Here is an 18408-nt window from a genome sequence, read left to right as displayed (position 1 = left end):
GCATCGGGTCATCCCGGCGCGCCGCGCGTATCGAGCGAGTCGCTCAGTCGCCCCCGCCGCCGCCCTGGTCCCCTGCCACTCCCGATGCAGGCAGGACCGCCGTCGCTTCGACCTCGAACAACATGCCGTCCAGTGCCAGCCGGGGTACCGGAATCAGCGTGCAGGCGGGTGCCGGCCGGCTGCCCCAGGCCGCCCGCAATCGATCGGTGAGGATGCGCAGGCGGGATTCGCTGTGGTCCACCACCAGCACCGTGAGCTTGGCGACGTCGGCCAGGGTCGCGTCAGCCGCCGCGAGGGCCAGCGTCAGGTTGCGCAAGGCCTGTTCGACCTGCAGGCCGAAATCGTCGGCCAGCTCACCTGCCTCGTTTTCGCCGCCCTGCCCGGCGATGTACACCAGGCGGGACGGCGCGTCGGCAATCACCACATGGGTGTAGCCATTCGGCCGCGGGTCGTAGAGACCCGGCGGGTTGATGAAGGCCAGCGATGCGGCCGGCCGCAGGGCGTTGGAAGACGAGAAGATCGACATGGGGGTCCTGAGTCGTGGTGGAGAAGCCGTGCACAGCATGCCGCCTCAACCGCGGTTGAGGTCAAGTGCCGCGATGGCCGCGGGCGGCCCTTCAGCCCGTGAGACGACCCGCGCCCCGGGCGGCACGGCGCAGCACTCACTGCGCGAGCGGCGAGCGCCATGCCAGCAGCTGGCAGCGGCGTCGCTGCCACCGCCGGGCCGCAGCGGCTCTGGCGACGGCTCCGGCACGGGCCGGTGTTCACCCGCCTTCTTGAAACCGCCCGTCAGGCGCATACTCGCCACAGAACGCGCCACGGCGGTCGCCGTGGCCCACAGGAGTTGTCCGTGCGCCTGCTCGCCGTCCTGTTGCTCTGCACGCTGCTGTCGGGCTGCAACCATTCTCCGGAGGTCGCGCAGCCGCGGCCGCCCCAGCTGTTCCAGGACGACCACTTCGTGGCGCCGCCGCAGCCGGTATCGCGTGCGGAAGTGTTTGCGTTGAGCGAACCGATGCAACGCTACCTCGACACCGAGATTGCCGCCCAGCTGCGCGACAAGGGCCGCCTGAAAGGCCTGTTGGCGGCGCTCTACCGGCAGGGCCAGCTCAAGCTGGAGTACGACAGCTCCGTCACCAAGAATGCCGCCGAGGCGTTTGTCAGCCGCTCCGGCAACTGCCTGTCGCTGGTCATCATGACGGCGGCCTTCGCCAAGGCGCTGGAGTTGCCGGTGGAGTTCCAGAGTGCGCTGATCGACGAGAGCTGGAGCCGCAGTGGCGGGCTCTACCTGCTGAGCGGCCATGTCAACGTCACGCTCGGGCGACGGCTGATGGACGCGCGCAGCCGGCGCGACGCCGGCCAGTCGGTGACGGTGGACTTCCTGCCGCCCGAGGACGTGCGGGGACTCCGCACGCGCGTCGTCAGCGAGGACACCATCGTGGCGATGTACATGAACAACCGCGCCGCCGAGACCCTGGTGCAGGGCCGCACCGACGAAGCCTACTGGTGGGCACGCGAGGCCGTCGTGCAAGACCCCGGGTTCACCGGTGCCTACAACACACTGGGCGTGGTCTATTTGCGGCGCGGGCTCGCAGGGCCGGCCGAACGGGCCTGGCGTGAAGTGCTGCGGCGCGATGCCAACAACACCCGCGCCCTGGCCAACCTCGCGCAGCTGCTGGCGCAGCAGGGCCGGCCCGCGGAGGCGCTGCCCCTGCAACGCCGGCTCTCGACGCTGGAAGCCGCGCCGCCCTACCGCTACTTCGAGCTGGGCATGGCCGCGCTCAGGACAGGGGACGCGGAAGCCGCCCGTGCCTGGTTCGAGAAGGAAGTGGCACGCGATCCCTACCAGGCGGAGTTCCACTTCTGGCTGGGGGTGGCGCAGCTCAGGCTCGGCCGGGCCGAAGTGGCACGCCGCCAGCTCGAGCTGGCACTGGAAAGCAGCACCACCGCGGACGAGCGAGGCCGCTATGCGGCAAAGCTGGCCCGCCTGAGAGCAGACGGTCGACCGGTACGCTAAGGGCGCCCCGGCCCCGCAAGCCCGTGCAACGACCGTCATGCACAGCGGTGATGGCCGGTGGCATGCCACGGCGAGACCGTGCAACGATGAAGGACTGTCCATGCCGGACCTGGCGACGGAACTGAGACACCTGGCCGATGCGGATCGTCAGATCGCGGAGGCGGAAGCCCATCTCGCCACGGTGGAGCAGCAGCATGCCAAGCTGGCGAGCCTCGGCGGGGCACTCGAGGACAGCGAACGGTTGCTCGCCACCATGCGGGACGCCTTGGCCGCGTTCAGGGAACAGCGCCGGCTCATCGAGTTGACGATCGACGATATCCGCAACGGTCGGATCTAGAACCGGTCACGCCGCCCGGGGCGGCTTCGAGCGCGGGGCGCTGGCAAGGCGGAGTACAGGCCGGCTTGCTGCAGCTGCCAGGCCAGGCCGAGCCACTCCTCTCTTGCGGGGATGGGCATGCTCAAGGCCCGAGCTACACATGCGGACCCAGGCCATCGGCACCCCGGCCGCCGTCAGGGGCCGCTGCGAGGATGCACCCAGCGAGGGGTTGTTGAACGCCGCTTGGCCGCCTGGCTGTCGCTGGTGCATCGGGCGCCACCACGGGCTTGCCTACCGAGGCCACCCGGTACTCCAGCGGCACTGCCCGCTGCGCCCTTGTGCGTGCCGCCGGCCCCTCCGCGGTCTGCCGGCCCTGCCTCTCCAAAGCCTCATGCGGCGGTCATCCCGCGGCAGTGCACTCGTGAAGTTCTTGTGAACCGTCGGCGTGGCGAGGAGTTGGGCCTTACCGCGCCGTCGACACCTTGGACGATTGACGTGGCCTCACCTCGATGACAGCCTTGTATTCGGTCGGTGCAACCGGCCTGCTGTGCATCGGCCGGGGCTCCAAGGACAGCAAACGGATTTCGTATCTGCCGGCTCTGGCGGCGTGCCTCCAGCTCTGCTCGCCACTGCTCCATGGCAGCACCACCACTTGAGGGCGGATGTTCTCCCCCGTCAGCCAGAAGAAGGCTCTTGCTTCGCCGGCCACAGCGCACTGAACGTCCGAAGGGCAGCGGGTATCGTGATAGCCAACAAAGGCCAGCTGGAAGGTGCCTGGAGCCGGTGGTGCAGCTTCTTGGAAGCCCATGGAGAGTTCCCGGGGCTCGCCAACGACTGACGAGGGCTGGGCGAACGTCAAGCACGGAAGGAGCGCGGCGGCGAGAACGCTCAGGAGGGCAGAGCTTGCGATTTTCATGAGGCCGGTGGTCAATGGGAAGGCCAGCAGCCTAACGTGCTCCGGCGGTTCACACCATCCCTCTGTCATGCGCCCGTGCTGCGAGTGAACCGCCCTGCGATCCGTGGAGGCGGGTCGGTCAAAGTGCTCAGGCCATCCCGGCCGATCGATCCGGCGAGTTGGCGGTGGTCGTTTGCCTCGGCTTGGGCCGGCGGAATGTAGCCCAGCGGCGCCATCAAACGGTGATGGCTGAACCCAGCTCGCCGATGGAGCCTGGCAAGCTCGATGGCCTTGCGTGGCTTCCAGCTGCGCCGGTGCATCACCCCGGCCTTGTACAGCCCGTTGATGGTCCCGGCCAGGGCGTTGCCGTAGCTGTGGCCCTGCCTGGCAACCGAGGACTCGATGCCTGCCTCGGCGAGCCGCTCGGTGTAGCAGATGCTGACGTCGTTCCCGCCCTATCCGAGTGACAGATCGGCCCCTACCGGACCTCGGGCTGGCAGGCGTACAACGCCTGCTCCAGCGCCTCGAGAACGAAGTCAGTGCGTCCAGCGTCGCTGCCCGGGGCAGTACTTGGACCAAGCGACTGCCACCGCCTACGACTACTTCCGAACGTGCAAGCCGCACATGCACACCGCGCGCTCACGCAGCCCGGGCGAGAACTTGTTCGGCTTCTGTATGCTGCTCGACATCCAGGATTTTGAGAACGTCCACATGTATCAGGTGCTCTACCGCGTCATCGCGAAGATCACGCGCGATGCGGGTCGCAGCGACTATTGGCTGTCTCCTGCGGCCACCGGGATCGCGAACGAACACCGCTTCGGGGACGGACGCATGTCGAGAGTCGGCGTCCGCTTCCCTCGCGGAAGCGACAGCATCAGAATCGGCGCCGGCACTTCGTGCGACGTTCTTGCCATCATCACCCGATGGGATGACGAGGAGCCCGTGCGGGAGGGTGACACATGGGAGATCGCCATGCATGGCCGAGTGGAAGCCCACGGCCAAGTGATCAGCGTCGAGGAAGTGGCAATGTCCATTGACAGCTATCCCACGGGCGACAACTGGCGCGACTTCATGGGAGTCTGAGCGGGTCGGCACACAGGTCATGGTCAAGGTACGGTTCCTGGCTTGCTTTTGCCTGCATCTCCAAGAACAAGGTGAGTCGTCGCGCTGGAGATCCTGAAGGTGGTGCCATTCCTCGCCCCGCCGAATCGGTCGAGTTTGTTCAGGCAGGACGATCGCGACTGCCTGCAAGGCGATGCTGCCGGACGGAACCGTTGTTTGAGACCTTCCAGCAGCTCGGCTCCGTCCTCTGAAAGCCATCCGATGCGGGACGTCAGGAACGACCGCTCGGGGTCCTGGGCGCAGCGCCGCCGCTCGCGCGAGCAGGCCGGCTGAACCGGCTCGTGCTACCCGGGGCGGCCGGCAGGCCCGGTGGCGCGGGACACCTGCCTCGCCATCGCGGTGGAGCAGACGCCATCGGGTCCCACCGCGCCAGTGTCTGGACGCCACTCTTGGAACGTCGCGTCACTGACGGCTGATCCCGCGGCATACCCCCTCGACGCACGTCCCTGCTCAGCCTGCTTCAGCGCGAACGCGATCTGCTCCCCGGTGAACTTGCCCGCTCCCATCGCCCACGCTCCAGGCACATCCTCGGGCCTCCATCAAGCCGGGTTGCCCGTGGGCAAAGAGGTCGGATGCCGGGAACAGCGCCATGTCGCCCTTCTTCAGGCCACCGTCGGCGCCTGCAGCACTTCGGACCTTGCCAGCCACCACGGCTATGGCTCGCTCGGCCGTTGCACCGGCCGGCAGTACCGAGCGTTCGCTTAAATCGCGCGCGATACAATTTGCGGCATCAAGGATGCATGACATTGGGGATCGAAGCATGGGCCTGAGTTCATCGAACGCCGACGACGCAGCGCTGTCGGACTTTCTCTGCTTCTCCATCTACTCGGCCAACCTCGCATACGGCAGGGCGTACCGGCCCATCCTTGAGCAGCTGGGGCTCACCTATACGCAGTACATCACGCTGATTTGCCTTCACGAGCAGGACAACCAAAGCGTCAGCGAACTGGGCACGAAGCTCTTCCTCGAGTCCAACACACTGACCCCCATCCTGAAGAAGCTCGAGGCCATGGGCTACGTGCGTCGCCAGCGCAGCACCACCGACGAACGCGTGGTGGTCGTCGGCCTCACCGACAAAGGAAGGCGGCTGCGTGAACAGGCCCGCGGCAAGAACCTCGTGGCCGCCACCGGGCTCGGCGCCAAGGAGTTCCGCAGCTTGCAGAAGGCGGTGAGCCGACTGCGCGACAGCCTGCTGGAGTCCATGCAACGCCCGATCGACTGAAGCGGTGCCGCCACACTGCTGCGGCGGCGCTCATGTCAGTCGCGTGCGATTGACCTGCACGCGATTGACAACCGAGCCGATGCGTCTAGACCACATCGCATGCGATTAAATCGAATTCGATAAACAAGCGTAAGGCGAGCATGAAGAAGCGACTGTTCCACCTGGCTTGCATCGCGGCGGCAGCCAGTCTCTGCCTGCCTGGCGTGGTCACCTCCGCCCCGGCCACAATGCCGCCGCTCGACGGCGCGACGGGCTGGATCAACTCGGCTCCGCTGACGCCGCAAGCCCTGAACGGCAAGGTGGTGCTGGTGGATTTCTGGACCTACTCATGCATCAACTGCCTGCGCACGCTGCCGTATGTGCGGGCATGGGCGCGCAAGTACCAAGCAGCGGGCCTTGTCGTGGTGGGCGTGCACACGCCGGAGTTCGAGTTCGAGCAGCAGCCGGGCAACGTGCTGCGCGCGGTGCGGGACCTGGACATCGGCTACCCGGTGGCGCTGGACAGCCACTACACGATCTGGCGTGCCTTCGGCAACCGCGCATGGCCGGCGCTGTACTTTGTCGATGCGCAGGGGCGCATCCGCCATTCCCAATACGGCGAAGGCCGCTACGCAGACGCCGAGCGGCTGATCCAGCAGCTGCTCCGCGAGGCCGGCCGCGGCGACTTGACGGCCACGGGGCTGGTGGCTCCGGTGGGCAAGGGCACCCAGGCAGCGGCCAACCCCGAGCAGGCCGAATCCGACGAGACCTACATCGGCTCCGCCCGCGCGAGCGGCTTCGTGTCCACGCACGGCGGCTTGCGCCCGGGCGACCAGGTGTATGCCGGAGCACCGAGCCTCCATGCCAACCAGTGGACGCTGTCTGGCGCATGGCGGGTCGGCGAGGAATACGCCTTGGGGCGGCAGCCGGGCGGACGCATCGCCTACCGTTTCCGTGCCCGTGACCTGCACCTGGTGATGGCCAGCGACAGCGGCCATCCGATCCGTTTCCGCGTGCGCATCGACGGCCGCGCGCCAGGCGCCGACCATGGCACGGACACCAATGCCGACGGTCGCGGCATCGTCGATGCACAGCGCCTGTACCAACTCGTGCGCCAGGCCGCCTCGGCCGGCGAGAGAACCTTCGAGATCGAGTTTCTCGATGCAGGCGTGCGCGTGTATGCCTTCACCTTTGGCTAGACAAGAGAGGAGCTTCAAGATGGAACCCATAGATGCCGGGCGCCGGCGCCTGTTCGGTGCGGCGGCCGTTGCCGGGCTGGCGATGCCGTTCGGCTTGCTCGCCCCACAGGCCCGCGCGCAGGCCGCTGCATCCCGCAGCAGCTTCGCGGCACTGAAACAGGTGAACGCCGGCGTGCTGAATGTGGGCTATGCCGAAGACGGCCCTGCGGACGGTCCGGTCGTGATCTGCCTGCACGGCTGGCCGTATGACATCCATACCTACGTGGACGTCGCCCCCCTGCTCGCACAGGCCGGATATCGTGTGATCGTGCCCTACCTGCGCGGCTACGGCAGCACCCGCTTTCTTTCGCACGACACGCCGCGCAATGGACAGCAAGCGGCGCTCGCGGTGGACGTGATCTCACTCATGGACGCGCTGGGCATCGAGCGGGCCGTCATGGCCGGCTGCGACTGGGGCGCGCGCACGGCCTGCATCCTGGGAGCACTCTGGCCGGAGCGCTGCAAGGCGCTGGTCTCGGTGAGCGGCTACCTGGTCGCCAATCCCAAAACAGCGTTGCAGCCCCTGCCGCCACAGGCTGAATTGCAGTGGTGGTACCAGTACTACCTGGCCACCGAACGCGGACGCCTGGGCTACGAGAAGAACACCCGCGCCTTCGCCAAGCTGATCTGGCAGCAGGCCTCGCCACAATGGCACTTCAGCGACGCCACCTTCGAATGTTCCGCACGCGCGCTCGACAACCCGGATCACGTCGCGATCGCGGTCCACAACTATCGCTGGCGGCTTGCCTTGGCGCCCGGCGAAGCCCGGTACGACGGCATCGAGGCCAGGCTCACCGCTGCACCGGCGATTACGGTGCCGACCATCACGCTGGAAGGCGACGCGAACGGCGCCCCCCACCCTGACCCGGCCTCGTATGCGAAACGTTTCATCGGCCGGTACGAGCACCGGCAGCTGTCCGGCGGTGTCGGCCACAACCTGCCGCAGGAAGCACCGCAAGCGTTCGCCCAGGCGGTGATCGACATCGCCAAGGCCTAGCTCGCCCCGCTTTGGCAGCCCCCTCTCACCTGCCTACCTTACTGAAGATGTGAAGTGCCGCCTGCAGCCGCACGGCGGCCCGTCCGTTGGGGAACAACCGTGTGCGGTTCTTCTCGTGTCGAGTGCGTAAGCATCCGCCTGACTCGACAAGAACCAGGCGGTGAGATACTGTATATATAAACAGGTTCTCGCATGTCTGCTGCTGCTTCCTCTCTCCCTCGTCTGCCTGCCGATCGGTGCGCCGAGACCGTTCTGGAGTCACTGGATCCAGCGATTGAGTCTTCACTGTGGCGCGGTACTGAGCTGTCGCGCGGCGTGCAACTCACAGTAAGCACCGGCTTCAATGGCTTGGATGATGAGTTGCCGGGCAGTGGATGGCCCCTGGGCGCGGTGACCGAAATCCTGCAAGCTCAGGACGGCCTCGCGGAATGGCGACTCCTCGGGCCGGCACTGCGTCGGCTGGCGACGTCGCAGCGCCCGCTGTGGCTGGTGGGCGCTCCTCATGCGCCCTACTGCCCTGGCCTGCGCCTGGCCGGGCTCCCAGAGAGCCACCTGGTCCGTGTGCGGGCCGACACGCCGGCCGAGCGACTGTGGGCCACCGAGCAGGCCGTCAAGGCCGATGGCCTCGGCGCGGTGCTCGCCTGGCTGCCTCAGGTGCGGCCCGCCCAGATCCGCCGCCTGCAGAGCTGTGCCGCTCAGGCCGAGATGCCGGTCTTTCTGATGCGGCCAATGCTCGCACTGCGCGATGCTTCCGCCGCACCGCTGCGGCTGGTGGTCTCGCTCGGCACGGCGTGGACGCTGCGGGTGCGGATCGCCAAGCGCCGCGGCCCTGTTCATGAAGGCGAGTTGACGCTCGCCGCCGTTTCGCCTCAGCTGGCCCGCCTCGCTGCAGCTCGCCTGCAGCCGGGGGGCCGTCGTTCTCTGGAGAGCCACCATGCTGTACTGGGTGGCACTGACACTTCCCCCGTTCCTGTCGTCCCCGAGCCCGCGAACGCCTTCTGAGACCGGCGCCGGGGCCGTGGCCTCGCAGCAGCGGGCCATCGGCTGGTGGGCCTTGCAGTTCACCCCACGCGTTGCGCTGCTCGACGAAGCGGTGCTGCTGGAGGCCGCCGCCAGCCGGCGCTTGTTCGGTGGCGAGGACCGCTTGTGGGAGCGCCTGCAGCAGACGGCGCTGGCCCTGGGCTGCACGGCGGTGGCGCGGGCCCCCACCGCCCGCGCAGCGCTGGCGTTGGCGCGCGCCGGCAGGGAAAACGGCTTTGGCGGGCCACTGCCGGCGCTGCTGGACCCGCTGCCGTTGACGACGGTGACGGAGGCCGCTGCCTGCGAAGCCACGCTGGCCCGCCTGGGCTGTCGCTGCCTGGGCGACGTGCGCCGTCTGCCACGGGGCGGTGTCGGCCGGCGCCTCGGGCACGCCCTCTTGGAAGGCCTGGACCAAGCCTACGGGCTGCGGCCCGAGACTTTCGAGTGGCTCACCCTGCCCGAGCGTTTCGAGGCTCGCCTGGAGTTGCCCAGCCGGGTCGAGCACGCCGAGGGCCTGCTGCTTGGCGGGCAACGCCTGCTGGAGCAGATGGCCGGCTGGCTCGCCGCCCGCCAGGCCGGCGTGCACTGCTTCACGTTCATCTGGCTGCATGACTTCCATCGGGGACGCGACGCACCGCCCAGCGCCGAACTGGAGATCCGCACCGCGGAGACGACCCGCGAGACCGGGCACTTGGCCCGTTTGCTGGCCGAACAACTGGCCAAAGTCGAACTCGCCGCGTCGGTCGAGGAAATCCGGCTGCGCGCCGATGATGTGGAGGCATTGGCGGTACAGAGCGGCTCCCTGCTGCAGGACGCCAGCCGCCGGGGTGAATCGGTGCTGCAGCTGATGGAGCGCGTCGCCGCCCGGCTCGGGCCCGAGCGGGTGCAGCGCGCGGTGCTGCGCGCCGACCACCGGCCCGAGTGCGCGCAGACATGGCAACCCGCTGGCGAGCCGGTACCGCGCAAAGCGGTGGCGATGCCCGCCGACCTGCCATTGCCGACCTGGCTGCTGGACCCACCGATCCGCCTCGCCCTGAGGGATGAGCGGCCGCTCTACCAGGGCCCCCTCGAAACCATCGCCGGCCCCAGCCGCATCGAAGCCGGCTGGTGGGACCCCGCGGCCACCGGCGCAAGCGTTGTGACACGCGACTATTACGTGATGGCCAGCCAGCACGCGGGCCTGCTGTGGGTCTACCGCGAGCGGGACCTCCGCAGCGACGAGCGCAGCCCGTGGTTCCTCCATGGCATCTTTGGATGAGGTCACGCCGTGTCTGCGTTTCTGCCGGCCTATGCCGAGCTGCACTGCCTGTCCAACTTCTCGTTCCTCAGGGGGGCTTCGCACGCCGAGGAGTTGGTGGCACGCGCCAAGGCGCTCGGCTATCGCGCGATCGCCATCACCGACCAGTGCTCGCTGGCAGGCGTCGTGCGAGCCCACCTGGAGGCCAAGGAGGCGGGCCTGCAGCTGCTGATCGGCAGCGAGTTCGAGATCCTCGCGAACGCCCCGTTCAAGCTGGTCGTGCTGGCTTGCAACCGGCAGGGCTACGGCAACCTGAGTGCCTTCATCACGCAACTGCGGCGTGCGGCCACCAAGGGCGAGTACCAACGGCCCCATCTGAACGACCTGCGAGCAGAGGCACTGGCCGATTGCCTGGTGCTCTACGTGCCGAGCCGAAGCGCCTCGACCGACGCCGTGCTCGCGCAAGCCCGGTGGGTGGCTCATCATTTCGAGCAGCGCTCGTGGCTGGCGGTCGAGTTGCTGCACGGGCTCGATGATGCGGCCTGGCTTGCCACCACACGAGACGTGTCGCGCAGGACCGGGCTGCCGCTGGTGGCTGCCGGCGACGTCCACATGCATGTGCGCTCATGCAAGCCACTGCAGGACGTGCTCACCGCGATCCGCGTTGGCAAGCCGCTGGCCGACTGCGGCTACGAACTGCAGCCCAATGCCGAGCGCCACCTGCGCTCGCGCCTGCGGCTGGCGCAGATCTATCCGGCCGAATTGCTGCAGGAAACCATCAGGGTCGCCAGCCGCTGCACCTTCTCGCTCGACGAACTGAAGTACGAGTACCCGCAGGAGATCGTGCCGAAAGGCGAGACCCCGGCCGGCTACCTGCGGCGGCTCACCTACGAGGGCGCAGGCCGGTGTTATCCCGGTGGCATCCCGCAGAAGGTGGCGGAGCTGATCGAGCATGAACTGGGGCTGATCGCAGAGCTGCAGTACGAGGCGTACTTCCTCACGGTCCACGACCTCGTCGCTTTCGCGCGGTCGCGCCACATCCTGTGCCAGGGGCGCGGCTCGGCGGCCAACTCGGCGGTCGCCTACTGCCTGGGCATCACTGCAGTGGACCCGGCCCGCACGTCCACGCTGTTCGAGCGCTTCATCTCCAAGGAGCGCAACGAGCCGCCCGACATCGACGTGGACTTCGAGCACCAGCGGCGCGAAGAGGTGATCCAGTACATCTATGAGAAATACGGCCGCGACCGGGCAGGAATGACCGCCGTGGTGACGATGTACCGCAGCAGGAGTGCCATGCGGGACGTCGGCAAGGCGCTCGGCCTCGATGCGGCCGCCATCGACCGGTTGGCGAAAAGCCACCAGCACTTCGATGGGCACCGCTTGCCCCCGGAGCAGTTGGCGACCGTGGGGCTGGACCCTGACGACCTGGCGACCCGCCAGTTTGTCGACCTCGTGAACCAGATCCGCGGCTTCCCGAGGCACCTCAGCCAGCACGTGGGGGGCTTCGTGATTGCGCAGGGCCAGCTCAGCCGCATGGTGCCGGTGGAGAACGCCGCGATGGCGGATCGAACGGTGATCCAGTGGGACAAGGACGACCTGGATGCCATGGGCCTCCTCAAGGTGGACGTGCTGGCGCTCGGCATGCTGAGCGCCCTGCGCCGGGCGCTCGATCTCATCGGCCGACGACGGGGGCATGAGTTCGAGCTGCAGGACGTGCCACCCGAAGACACGGCGACGTACCGGATGATCCAGCAGGCCGATACGGTGGGCGTGTTCCAGATCGAAAGCCGGGCGCAGATGGCGATGCTGCCCCGCATGAAACCGGAGCGGTTCTATGACCTGGTCGTGGAGGTCGCCCTGGTGCGGCCCGGCCCCATCCAGGGCGGCATGGTGCACCCCTACCTGCGGCGCCGGCAAGGCCTGGAGCCGGTGACCTACCCTCCGGGGCTCGAGCGCGCGCTGGGTCGGACGCTGGGCGTGCCCATCTTCCAGGAGCAGGTGATGCAGGTGGCGCAGGACGCCGCCGGCTTCACGCCCGGTGAGGCGGACCAGCTACGGCGCGCAATGGCCGCCTGGAAGCGCAAGGGGGGCGTGCAGCGCTTCTACGACAAGATCATCGATGGCATGACGCAGCGGGGCTATGAGCGCGAGTTCGCCGAGCAGATCTTTGCGCAGATCCAGGGCTTCGCCGAATACGGCTTCCCCGAGAGCCATGCGGCCTCGTTTGCGCTGCTGGTCTATGCGAGCTGCTGGATCAAATGCCATGAGCCGGCCGCCTTCCTGGCGGCTTTGCTGAACTCGCAGCCGATGGGCTTCTATGCGCCGAGCCAGTTGGTGCAGGACGCGCAACGCCATGGGGTGGAGGTACGCCCGCCGGATGTGATGTACAGCGAAGTCGAGTCCACGCTCGAAGACCTGCCCCACACGCCGGCCGTGCGCATCGGTCTGCAGTTGATGCGGGGACTGAAGCAGGAGACGGCGCAGCGCATCGTGGCGGCACGGCAGGTGCGCCCCTTCACCAGCGCCGAAGACCTGGCACGGCGGGCAAGGGTCGATGTGCACGAGATGCGCTTGCTGGCCTCCGCAGATGCGCTCATGAGCTTGTCGGGGCATCGGCGGCAGCAGGTATGGGACGCAGCCGCCCTGCTCGCCGTGCCCCGGTTGCTGGAGGACGCGCCGTTCGAGGAAGACGTCCTGGAACTGCCAGCGGCGGCCGAAGGCGAAGAGATCGTGTTCGACTACGCCTCGTTGGGGTTGAGCCTGCGGCGCCATCCGCTGGCCTTGCTGCGGCCTCACTTGCGCGAGCGCCGGTTGCTGACGGCCGAGGAGATGCGGGGGTTTCCCAACGGGCGGCTGGCACGGGCCTGCGGCATCGTGACGATGCGCCAGCAGCCGAGCACCTCCAACGGCGTGATCTTCGTGACGCTGGAGGACGAGACGGGTCAGACCAATGTGATCGTCTGGCGGTCGGTGCGCGACAAGCAGCGGGACACACTGCTGAAGTCGCGGCTGATGGCGGTGTACGGGGTATGGCAGCGCGACGGCGAGGTGCGTCATTTGGTGGCGCACCGACTGGAGGATCTGACGCCACTGCTAGGAAGACTGGCCACGGCGAGTCGCGATTTCCGCTGACGCTCGACAGCCAGTGTAGGACACTCGCCCTCCTTCGAGCAGGTGGCGTGCCCTTTGCCCATCACCCACCTCAATCGCATCGGTCCTTGGATCAGGAGTGAGAGAACGAGCGACACTGCCGCCAGCCGCTGTCCCTACTGGAACAAGAAGTTCGGTGCAACTCCGAAGAGATGCGGGAGGCGGTGGCGGCCGCTGGCACAACGCAGGTCGCCCACGTCCCGGCCGATCTTCAACGGTACCGGGCAGACGGCGCGCCGTTCACTGATGGCCCATTCACCCCTGGCGGTCAGGGCGGTGGACGGGCGGCCCTGGGCGGGCACCAGTTCTACAGTCTCGCCTTCCAATCTCGAACCGCCCCAGTGCGCTCGATCGGCCTCGCCCCCGTACTGCGACACAGCCCCTCCGCATCACCGGCTCGAGCGTGCTGATCCCCTGAAGGCCGCGCGCCAGCCGCGTCCTCAGGCCGGCTCTTCGCGCCACGCCGCCACGGCGGCCACCGCCTCGTCCAGCGTGTGCAGGACCCGGATCCCCTCGGCGCCAGTCGCACGCGACACCCCCCTTCCGCCGGCCCATAAGCCGACCTGCGCAGGCAGCAGGGCGCGCAGCTGGTGCAGCAGGCCAGCCACCTGCCGCGCCGGGAAGGCGGCGGAGAACGACAGCGCCACGAGGTCCACCCGGTGCGCGTCGGCCGCGCGGGCGATCTCGAGCAGGGGCATCTGGGTGCCGAGCGAGATGCAGGTCGCGCCCTCGAGCGCGAGCACCGCCTCGACCATCAGCAGCCCCATCGCATGCTGCTCGTTGGGCACCGTCGTCAGCAGCACGCGAGGCGCCCGGCCGCCGGGCACCGACGCGATGGCCTGCTGGAGCACCCGGCCGGTCAGCTCCGTGAAGAGGTGCTCCTCGAACACTTGCAGCCGGCCTTCCTCCCAGTCCGCGCCGATGCGGCCAGCCAAAGGTGCGACCGTGTCCTGGACAAATCGCTGCAGACCCTCGCGCGCCAGGCGCTGCTGCAGGGCTTGCAGGAAGGCGTCCTTTTCGTGTCGCCTGACCAGGCCGACAAGCGCGGCGAGCCCGTCACCACCGTCGTCCTGGGCCGCCGGCGTGCCAGCCGAGGTCAGGGCGTCGAGTTCCTCGGGAGGCAGGGTCAGCAGACGGCCCGGCCTGTGGCCTTGGTCCATCAAGCGCTTGATGCGGCGCAGGCGGTCGACCTGGTCGGCCGGATACAGGCGCTCCCCGTTGGCATCGCGCGCGGGAGCAGGAAATCCGTAGCGCCGCTCCCACACGCGCAGAACATCCTTGGACAAGCCCACGTCGCGTTCCACCGCCGCGATCGTGAAACCGGTCGCCATGTTGTTTGTCCTGGACAAAGATTTGCCTATTCGTTGATTTGGAGTTATCTTATCGCCAGCAGCCTGTTTGTCCAGGACAAACCTGGCTTCTGTCCACCCTCACCTGTTTTCCACTCAAGGAGCTTCCATGAAGAAGATCATCGCCCTCACTGCCCTGGTCGTTGCCGCCGCAGGCGCGCAGGCGAAGGACATCGTCGACACCGCGGTGGCGGCCGGCGACTTCAAGACGCTCGCGACCGCGCTGGAAAAGGCCGGCCTCGTGCAGACGCTCAAGGGCAAGGGCCCGTTCACCGTGTTCGCGCCGACCGATGCTGCGTTTGCGAAGGTGCCCAAGGCCCAGCTGGATGCACTGCTGGCCGACAAGGAGAAGCTGACCGCGGTGCTGACCTACCACGTCGTGCCTGGCAAGGTGATGGCGCAGGATGTGAAGCCCGGCAAGGTGAAGACCGTGCAAGGCAGCGAGTTGACCGTGAGCACCGGCAACGGCGGCGTGATGGTCGACAAGGCCAGGGTCGTGAAGGCCGACATCGCGGCCGACAACGGCGTGATCCATGTCATCGACAGCGTGGTGCTGCCGCAGCCCTGAACCTGGCGTTGCGCAGGGCCGGGCCGCCGCGCCCACGGCCCTGCCACACCGCGCAACTCGTCGCGGATCAGCTTGCCAGCGCCTGCCGTGATCCCGCTGTCCGCGATGCCGAAGACGGGAACGTGCTCACCGTCAGGTGGCGGCCGGGGAATCCGGCCGGCTCGCCTTGCGGCGCACCGCCAGCGGTTCTGTGGCCATCCGCCGGCAAGGGGATATGAAGGGAGAGCCGCTTGCGGCCTCCGTTGGGGTGCCGGTCTCCCGCACGCTTCGTCTCGATCTGCGGCTGTCTCGATGCCGGCTGTCAGTGGCCCGTGAGCCGCGCCGGACGCAAAGCACCGCCCATCCAGCCAGCGCCAGGGCCCATGAACCGGGCTCTGGTACCGCGCTCACCGTCAGGTCCACATGGTTCGGCGCGTACGCGGCACTGAGGCGGAACATGGCGGGGTCAAGGCTGGATGTCAGCGATTCGAAGCGGCCCTCGATGCCCCGCGCCGCACTGAGGACACGGAAGCGCCCCGTCACCGGCGCATCGCCGAGGAAATCGACGTTCAAGGTGCCCGCGAGAAGGGCCTTCCCGCTCACGCTCACCCGGTCGAAGTCCTGCGCGTCCTGAACATCGAGCAGCAGTTGGCTGGCCGTCCCGAACGACAGACTCCCCGCCAGACTCGCCGTACCCGTCCCGCCCTGCGTGCCAGGCCCCAGGCTGCCGGCCGCAAACCCGATCCACGGTGCTTCGATGCTGCCGTCCAGCCATGTCGACGGCGCACGCTGGTTCTGCTCCTGGGACTGGCTGAAGTATTCGCTGGTGTGGACCATGCCGCCGCCGGCGACCCACAACTCGCCGTGGTGGTGGAAGATGACCTCGGTCTTCAGGTCAGCCCCATTGAGCACCTCGATGCGGCCCGTGTTCTTGTACAGCCGCCCCAGCGCATCGGCGTCCGTGCCCAGCCAGGGAGTCACCATGCGGGCCTGCGGTCCGTCGAGCACGAGGGTGGCTGCGTTCGCGTCGATGCTGGGCGGCACCATTGGATCCTGCCCCACCGGCAGGTTGAAGACGAGCACGCCGTCGCGGGCCACATACCGGCCGCCAGTGAGCGTTTTGTCCTGCAACTGCTTCAGCGGGCCCCAAACGGACAGGCGCGAGCGTACCGCCTCCAGCGTGCCGCTGTTGTCGAGCGGCCCGGCGAACACGAGCGGCCCGGCGCCTGTATTCACGACGCTGCCGGCGTTGTAGAAACGTGATTGGATGACGGTCGTACCGGCGCCGTACTTTTCGTAGCGGCCGCCATTGGCGAACAGGCTGACAGCCACTCGCGTCGTTCCGGGCCGCCAGCCACCTTCGTGCTCCAGCGTCCCGCGCGCATTGTGGTCCTCGAAACGCCCCCCCTCCGCCACCCTGATCTCGCCCGTCCCGACGAGGCTGCCGTCGCCATCCCAGATCGTGTGCCCGAGCAAGTTGAAGGTGGTGTTGATCTCTTTGCCCTGGAAGCGCGGGGGCTGACCGCCCCAGGTTGACCAATCGTTCGACAGGCGGGCGAGACCCGCGACGGTGACCGGGCCGCTGGGGTCGAAGTACCCGTCTTCCCAATCCAGTCGGTCGACGCGAACGCTGCCCTTGATTGCGACTCGTGAAAAATGATGCTCTCCCGACGGGGCATCGGGACTATAGGGGTGAGGCTGACCGATGCGCAGGCCTCCGACGTTCAGGTCCCGTTCGATCGTCAGATCCACCCCATCCAGCGCCTCGTATGTGCCACGTCCGGAGATGGCCACCTCCTTGCGGAGGACGAAGTAGCCGGACGGCGTCGAGGCTCCGAAGGCCCCACCGCGGAAGGTGAAAATCCCTTCGTTGTGGATGGCGCCGCCGGCAAAGACCGAGGCAAACACCGGTATTGGCGGGCCACCGTGCTGCCCGGCGTCGGAGGCAACGACCCGTCCGCCTTGCTCCACGATCCACGTGCCGACGCTGTCGACGCCCCCCTCAGTTGGATCGAGGTCGATGATTCCACCGCGAAGGACACGCACCCTTCCGCTGTTGCGGAAACCGGTTTGGTAGCCAGCCAGCCACAGCCTGGCATTCGCGAGGATGAGATCGCCCTGGTTGTCCAAGCCGCCGAACTCGGTTTTCAGCAGAAACTGCCCGCCTCGGATGTCGAGCGCGCCGCCCGGGTCGACGTTCACGTTCGACAGGCTGACGGTGGTCGAGCCGGCGCCCGTCTTCAAATAACGACCTTTGATACGCAGCTCGCCCGGCACGCCGAATGTGGCTCCCAAGGTGTGGTCGCCCGAGACGGTTTCGTCCCAAAGCAAGCCGCGAGAGTCCACGTTCAAAGAAGCATAGCCCGCGCCGATGGAGGCCACCCCATCCTTCCAGTGAGTGGGCCCGTTGAACCAGATGGCGGTGCCATCACGCAGGCTCAGGGATCCGGAGAGGGTCGCGGCGCCCCGGACAAAGAGGGTGTGCTTGCCTTCCCAGTCGCCGCTTGCCGAGCCGATTGCGCCGCCCGTCCAGGTGAACGTGCCAACGCTCACCTCTGCTCCACCGCCGAGACGGCCTCCGGTCAGATCGAGGTGTCCCAGCGAGGACCCGGTGCCTCTGAGCTCCAAGGCACCGCCCGCGAGCTGCAGACGGCCGCTCCCGATCACTTGTGACGCCTTGAATGTGCCGGCTCGAAGGATTGAATCGCTGGCGCCCAGCAAGGCCCGCGTTTCAAAGGAGCCAGGCAGCCCGGCGGACCAGTTGCTGAACACGTCCCAGAACGGAGCCTCTGCCCCAGCAGCGCCGATCCAATGCGTGTCGCCAGCCCTGGCAACTGCGGCCGTCACCGCCAAGCCTGCTGCAGCAGCGAAAGGAACGAGACGACCCGCATGCGTGTAGCGCCTTGAAGCTCGATTCCTGGGCCGGCTTCGGGATGGGGCATCGTGCATGGCGATCTCCCTTGCGAACTTGGCACCGTAGGGTGCAACGAAACGAAGCGCTGTACCGCTGGACAATAGGCGACGATGTTGGATGCCGCCTCCCCAAACGCGCATTGTTGGTGGGGCCTTGCGGTGTCGTGAGACGTGCGGCCACTGAGGGTGACCGGCCCCCTGTCGCCATGCCAGCCGGTTGCAAGGCATCGGGGTTGAAGGTCACTGGATGGCCCTCGACGCCGTGGGTTGTTGAACGGCATCGCCAGCATTGCGGCGGCGGTGCTGCTCGGCGAAGCGAGCAGGTGGGATACGCCGGGATGCTGCCACCCTGATGTCGACGCACTCGTGGCTGAAGTCGCCGGCGACCGTCAAGCACTTCAGTCGACGG

At 67.7% G+C, this 18408-nt stretch carries 13 protein-coding genes and 1 pseudogene; 10 read left to right on the top strand and 4 right to left on the bottom strand.

Translation table 11 applies throughout. The features are described 5' to 3' along the window. Positions 1–43 precede the first annotated feature (43 nt). Positions 44–526 (bottom strand): RidA family protein, encoded by a 483-nt coding sequence (locus tag N7L95_RS27485; protein WP_301260821.1) that lies wholly within the window; start codon positions 524–526, stop codon positions 44–46. 324 nt (positions 527–850) lie between these two features. On the opposite strand from N7L95_RS27485, the gene N7L95_RS27480 reads away from it, so the two are divergent. Then, on the top strand, positions 851–2014 hold the full coding sequence (locus N7L95_RS27480) for a tetratricopeptide repeat protein (RefSeq protein WP_301260820.1): 1164 nt from the start codon (positions 851–853) through the stop codon (positions 2012–2014). A 100-nt stretch (positions 2015–2114) separates the two neighbouring features. Continuing rightward, complete coding sequence (locus tag N7L95_RS27475; protein WP_301260819.1) at positions 2115–2351, top strand: hypothetical protein; 237 nt, start codon at positions 2115–2117, stop codon at positions 2349–2351. Positions 2352–3398: 1047 nt separating this feature from the next. Here the strand turns inward: N7L95_RS27475 and N7L95_RS27470 are convergent. After that, a pseudogene (locus N7L95_RS27470) lies at positions 3399–3781 on the bottom strand (transposase domain-containing protein); the annotation flags it as partial. Between the two features lie 68 nt (positions 3782–3849). Between N7L95_RS27470 and N7L95_RS27465 the strand changes: the two are divergent. The 7 genes from N7L95_RS27465 to N7L95_RS27435 all read left to right on the top strand — a co-directional run bounded on the left by N7L95_RS27465 (position 3850) and on the right by N7L95_RS27435 (position 13172). Next, complete coding sequence (locus N7L95_RS27465; RefSeq protein ID WP_301260818.1) at positions 3850–4308, top strand: hypothetical protein; 459 nt, start codon at positions 3850–3852, stop codon at positions 4306–4308. A gap of 799 nt (positions 4309–5107) precedes the next feature. Continuing rightward, a complete protein-coding gene (locus N7L95_RS27460; protein ID WP_301260817.1) occupies positions 5108–5569 on the top strand; it encodes a MarR family winged helix-turn-helix transcriptional regulator in 462 nt (153 codons plus the stop codon). Between the two features lie 140 nt (positions 5570–5709). Further along, positions 5710–6747, top strand: coding sequence for a thioredoxin family protein (locus N7L95_RS27455; RefSeq protein ID WP_363324893.1), 1038 nt, complete (start codon positions 5710–5712; stop codon positions 6745–6747). After that, entirely contained in the window at positions 6728–7783 is a 1056-nt protein-coding gene (locus N7L95_RS27450) for an alpha/beta fold hydrolase (RefSeq protein WP_301260816.1), read from the top strand. Before N7L95_RS27455 ends, N7L95_RS27450 begins: the two co-directional genes overlap by 20 nt. 192 nt (positions 7784–7975) lie before the next feature. Beyond that, a complete protein-coding gene (gene imuA, locus N7L95_RS27445; protein ID WP_301260815.1) occupies positions 7976–8785 on the top strand; it encodes a translesion DNA synthesis-associated protein ImuA in 810 nt (269 codons plus the stop codon). Between the two features lie 16 nt (positions 8786–8801). Continuing rightward, a complete protein-coding gene (locus N7L95_RS27440; RefSeq protein WP_301260814.1) occupies positions 8802–10061 on the top strand; it encodes a DNA polymerase Y subunit UmuC family protein in 1260 nt (419 codons plus the stop codon). A gap of 9 nt (positions 10062–10070) precedes the next feature. Continuing rightward, positions 10071–13172: an error-prone DNA polymerase gene (locus N7L95_RS27435; protein WP_301260813.1), complete on the top strand. Its 3102-nt coding sequence runs from the start codon at positions 10071–10073 to the stop codon at positions 13170–13172. A gap of 458 nt (positions 13173–13630) precedes the next feature. Here the strand turns inward: N7L95_RS27435 and N7L95_RS27430 are convergent, their stop codons facing one another. After that, positions 13631–14521, bottom strand: a complete 891-nt coding sequence (locus N7L95_RS27430; RefSeq protein ID WP_301260812.1) for a MerR family transcriptional regulator — start codon at positions 14519–14521, stop codon at positions 13631–13633. A gap of 127 nt (positions 14522–14648) precedes the next feature. On the opposite strand from N7L95_RS27430, the gene N7L95_RS27425 reads away from it, so the two are divergent. Continuing rightward, a complete protein-coding gene (locus N7L95_RS27425; protein WP_301260811.1) occupies positions 14649–15107 on the top strand; it encodes a fasciclin domain-containing protein in 459 nt (152 codons plus the stop codon). Positions 15108–15239: 132 nt separating this feature from the next. Here N7L95_RS27425 and N7L95_RS27420 read toward each other — a convergent pair whose 3' ends face one another. Continuing rightward, complete coding sequence (locus N7L95_RS27420; RefSeq protein WP_301260810.1) at positions 15240–17933, bottom strand: translocation/assembly module TamB domain-containing protein; 2694 nt, start codon at positions 17931–17933, stop codon at positions 15240–15242. Positions 17934–18408 lie beyond the last annotated feature (475 nt).

This window comes from Eleftheria terrae (assembly GCF_030419005.1).
GTDB classification, from domain to species: domain Bacteria; phylum Pseudomonadota; class Gammaproteobacteria; order Burkholderiales; family Burkholderiaceae_C; genus Caldimonas; species Caldimonas terrae.
This window is presented reverse-complemented; position numbering and strand designations above follow the sequence as displayed.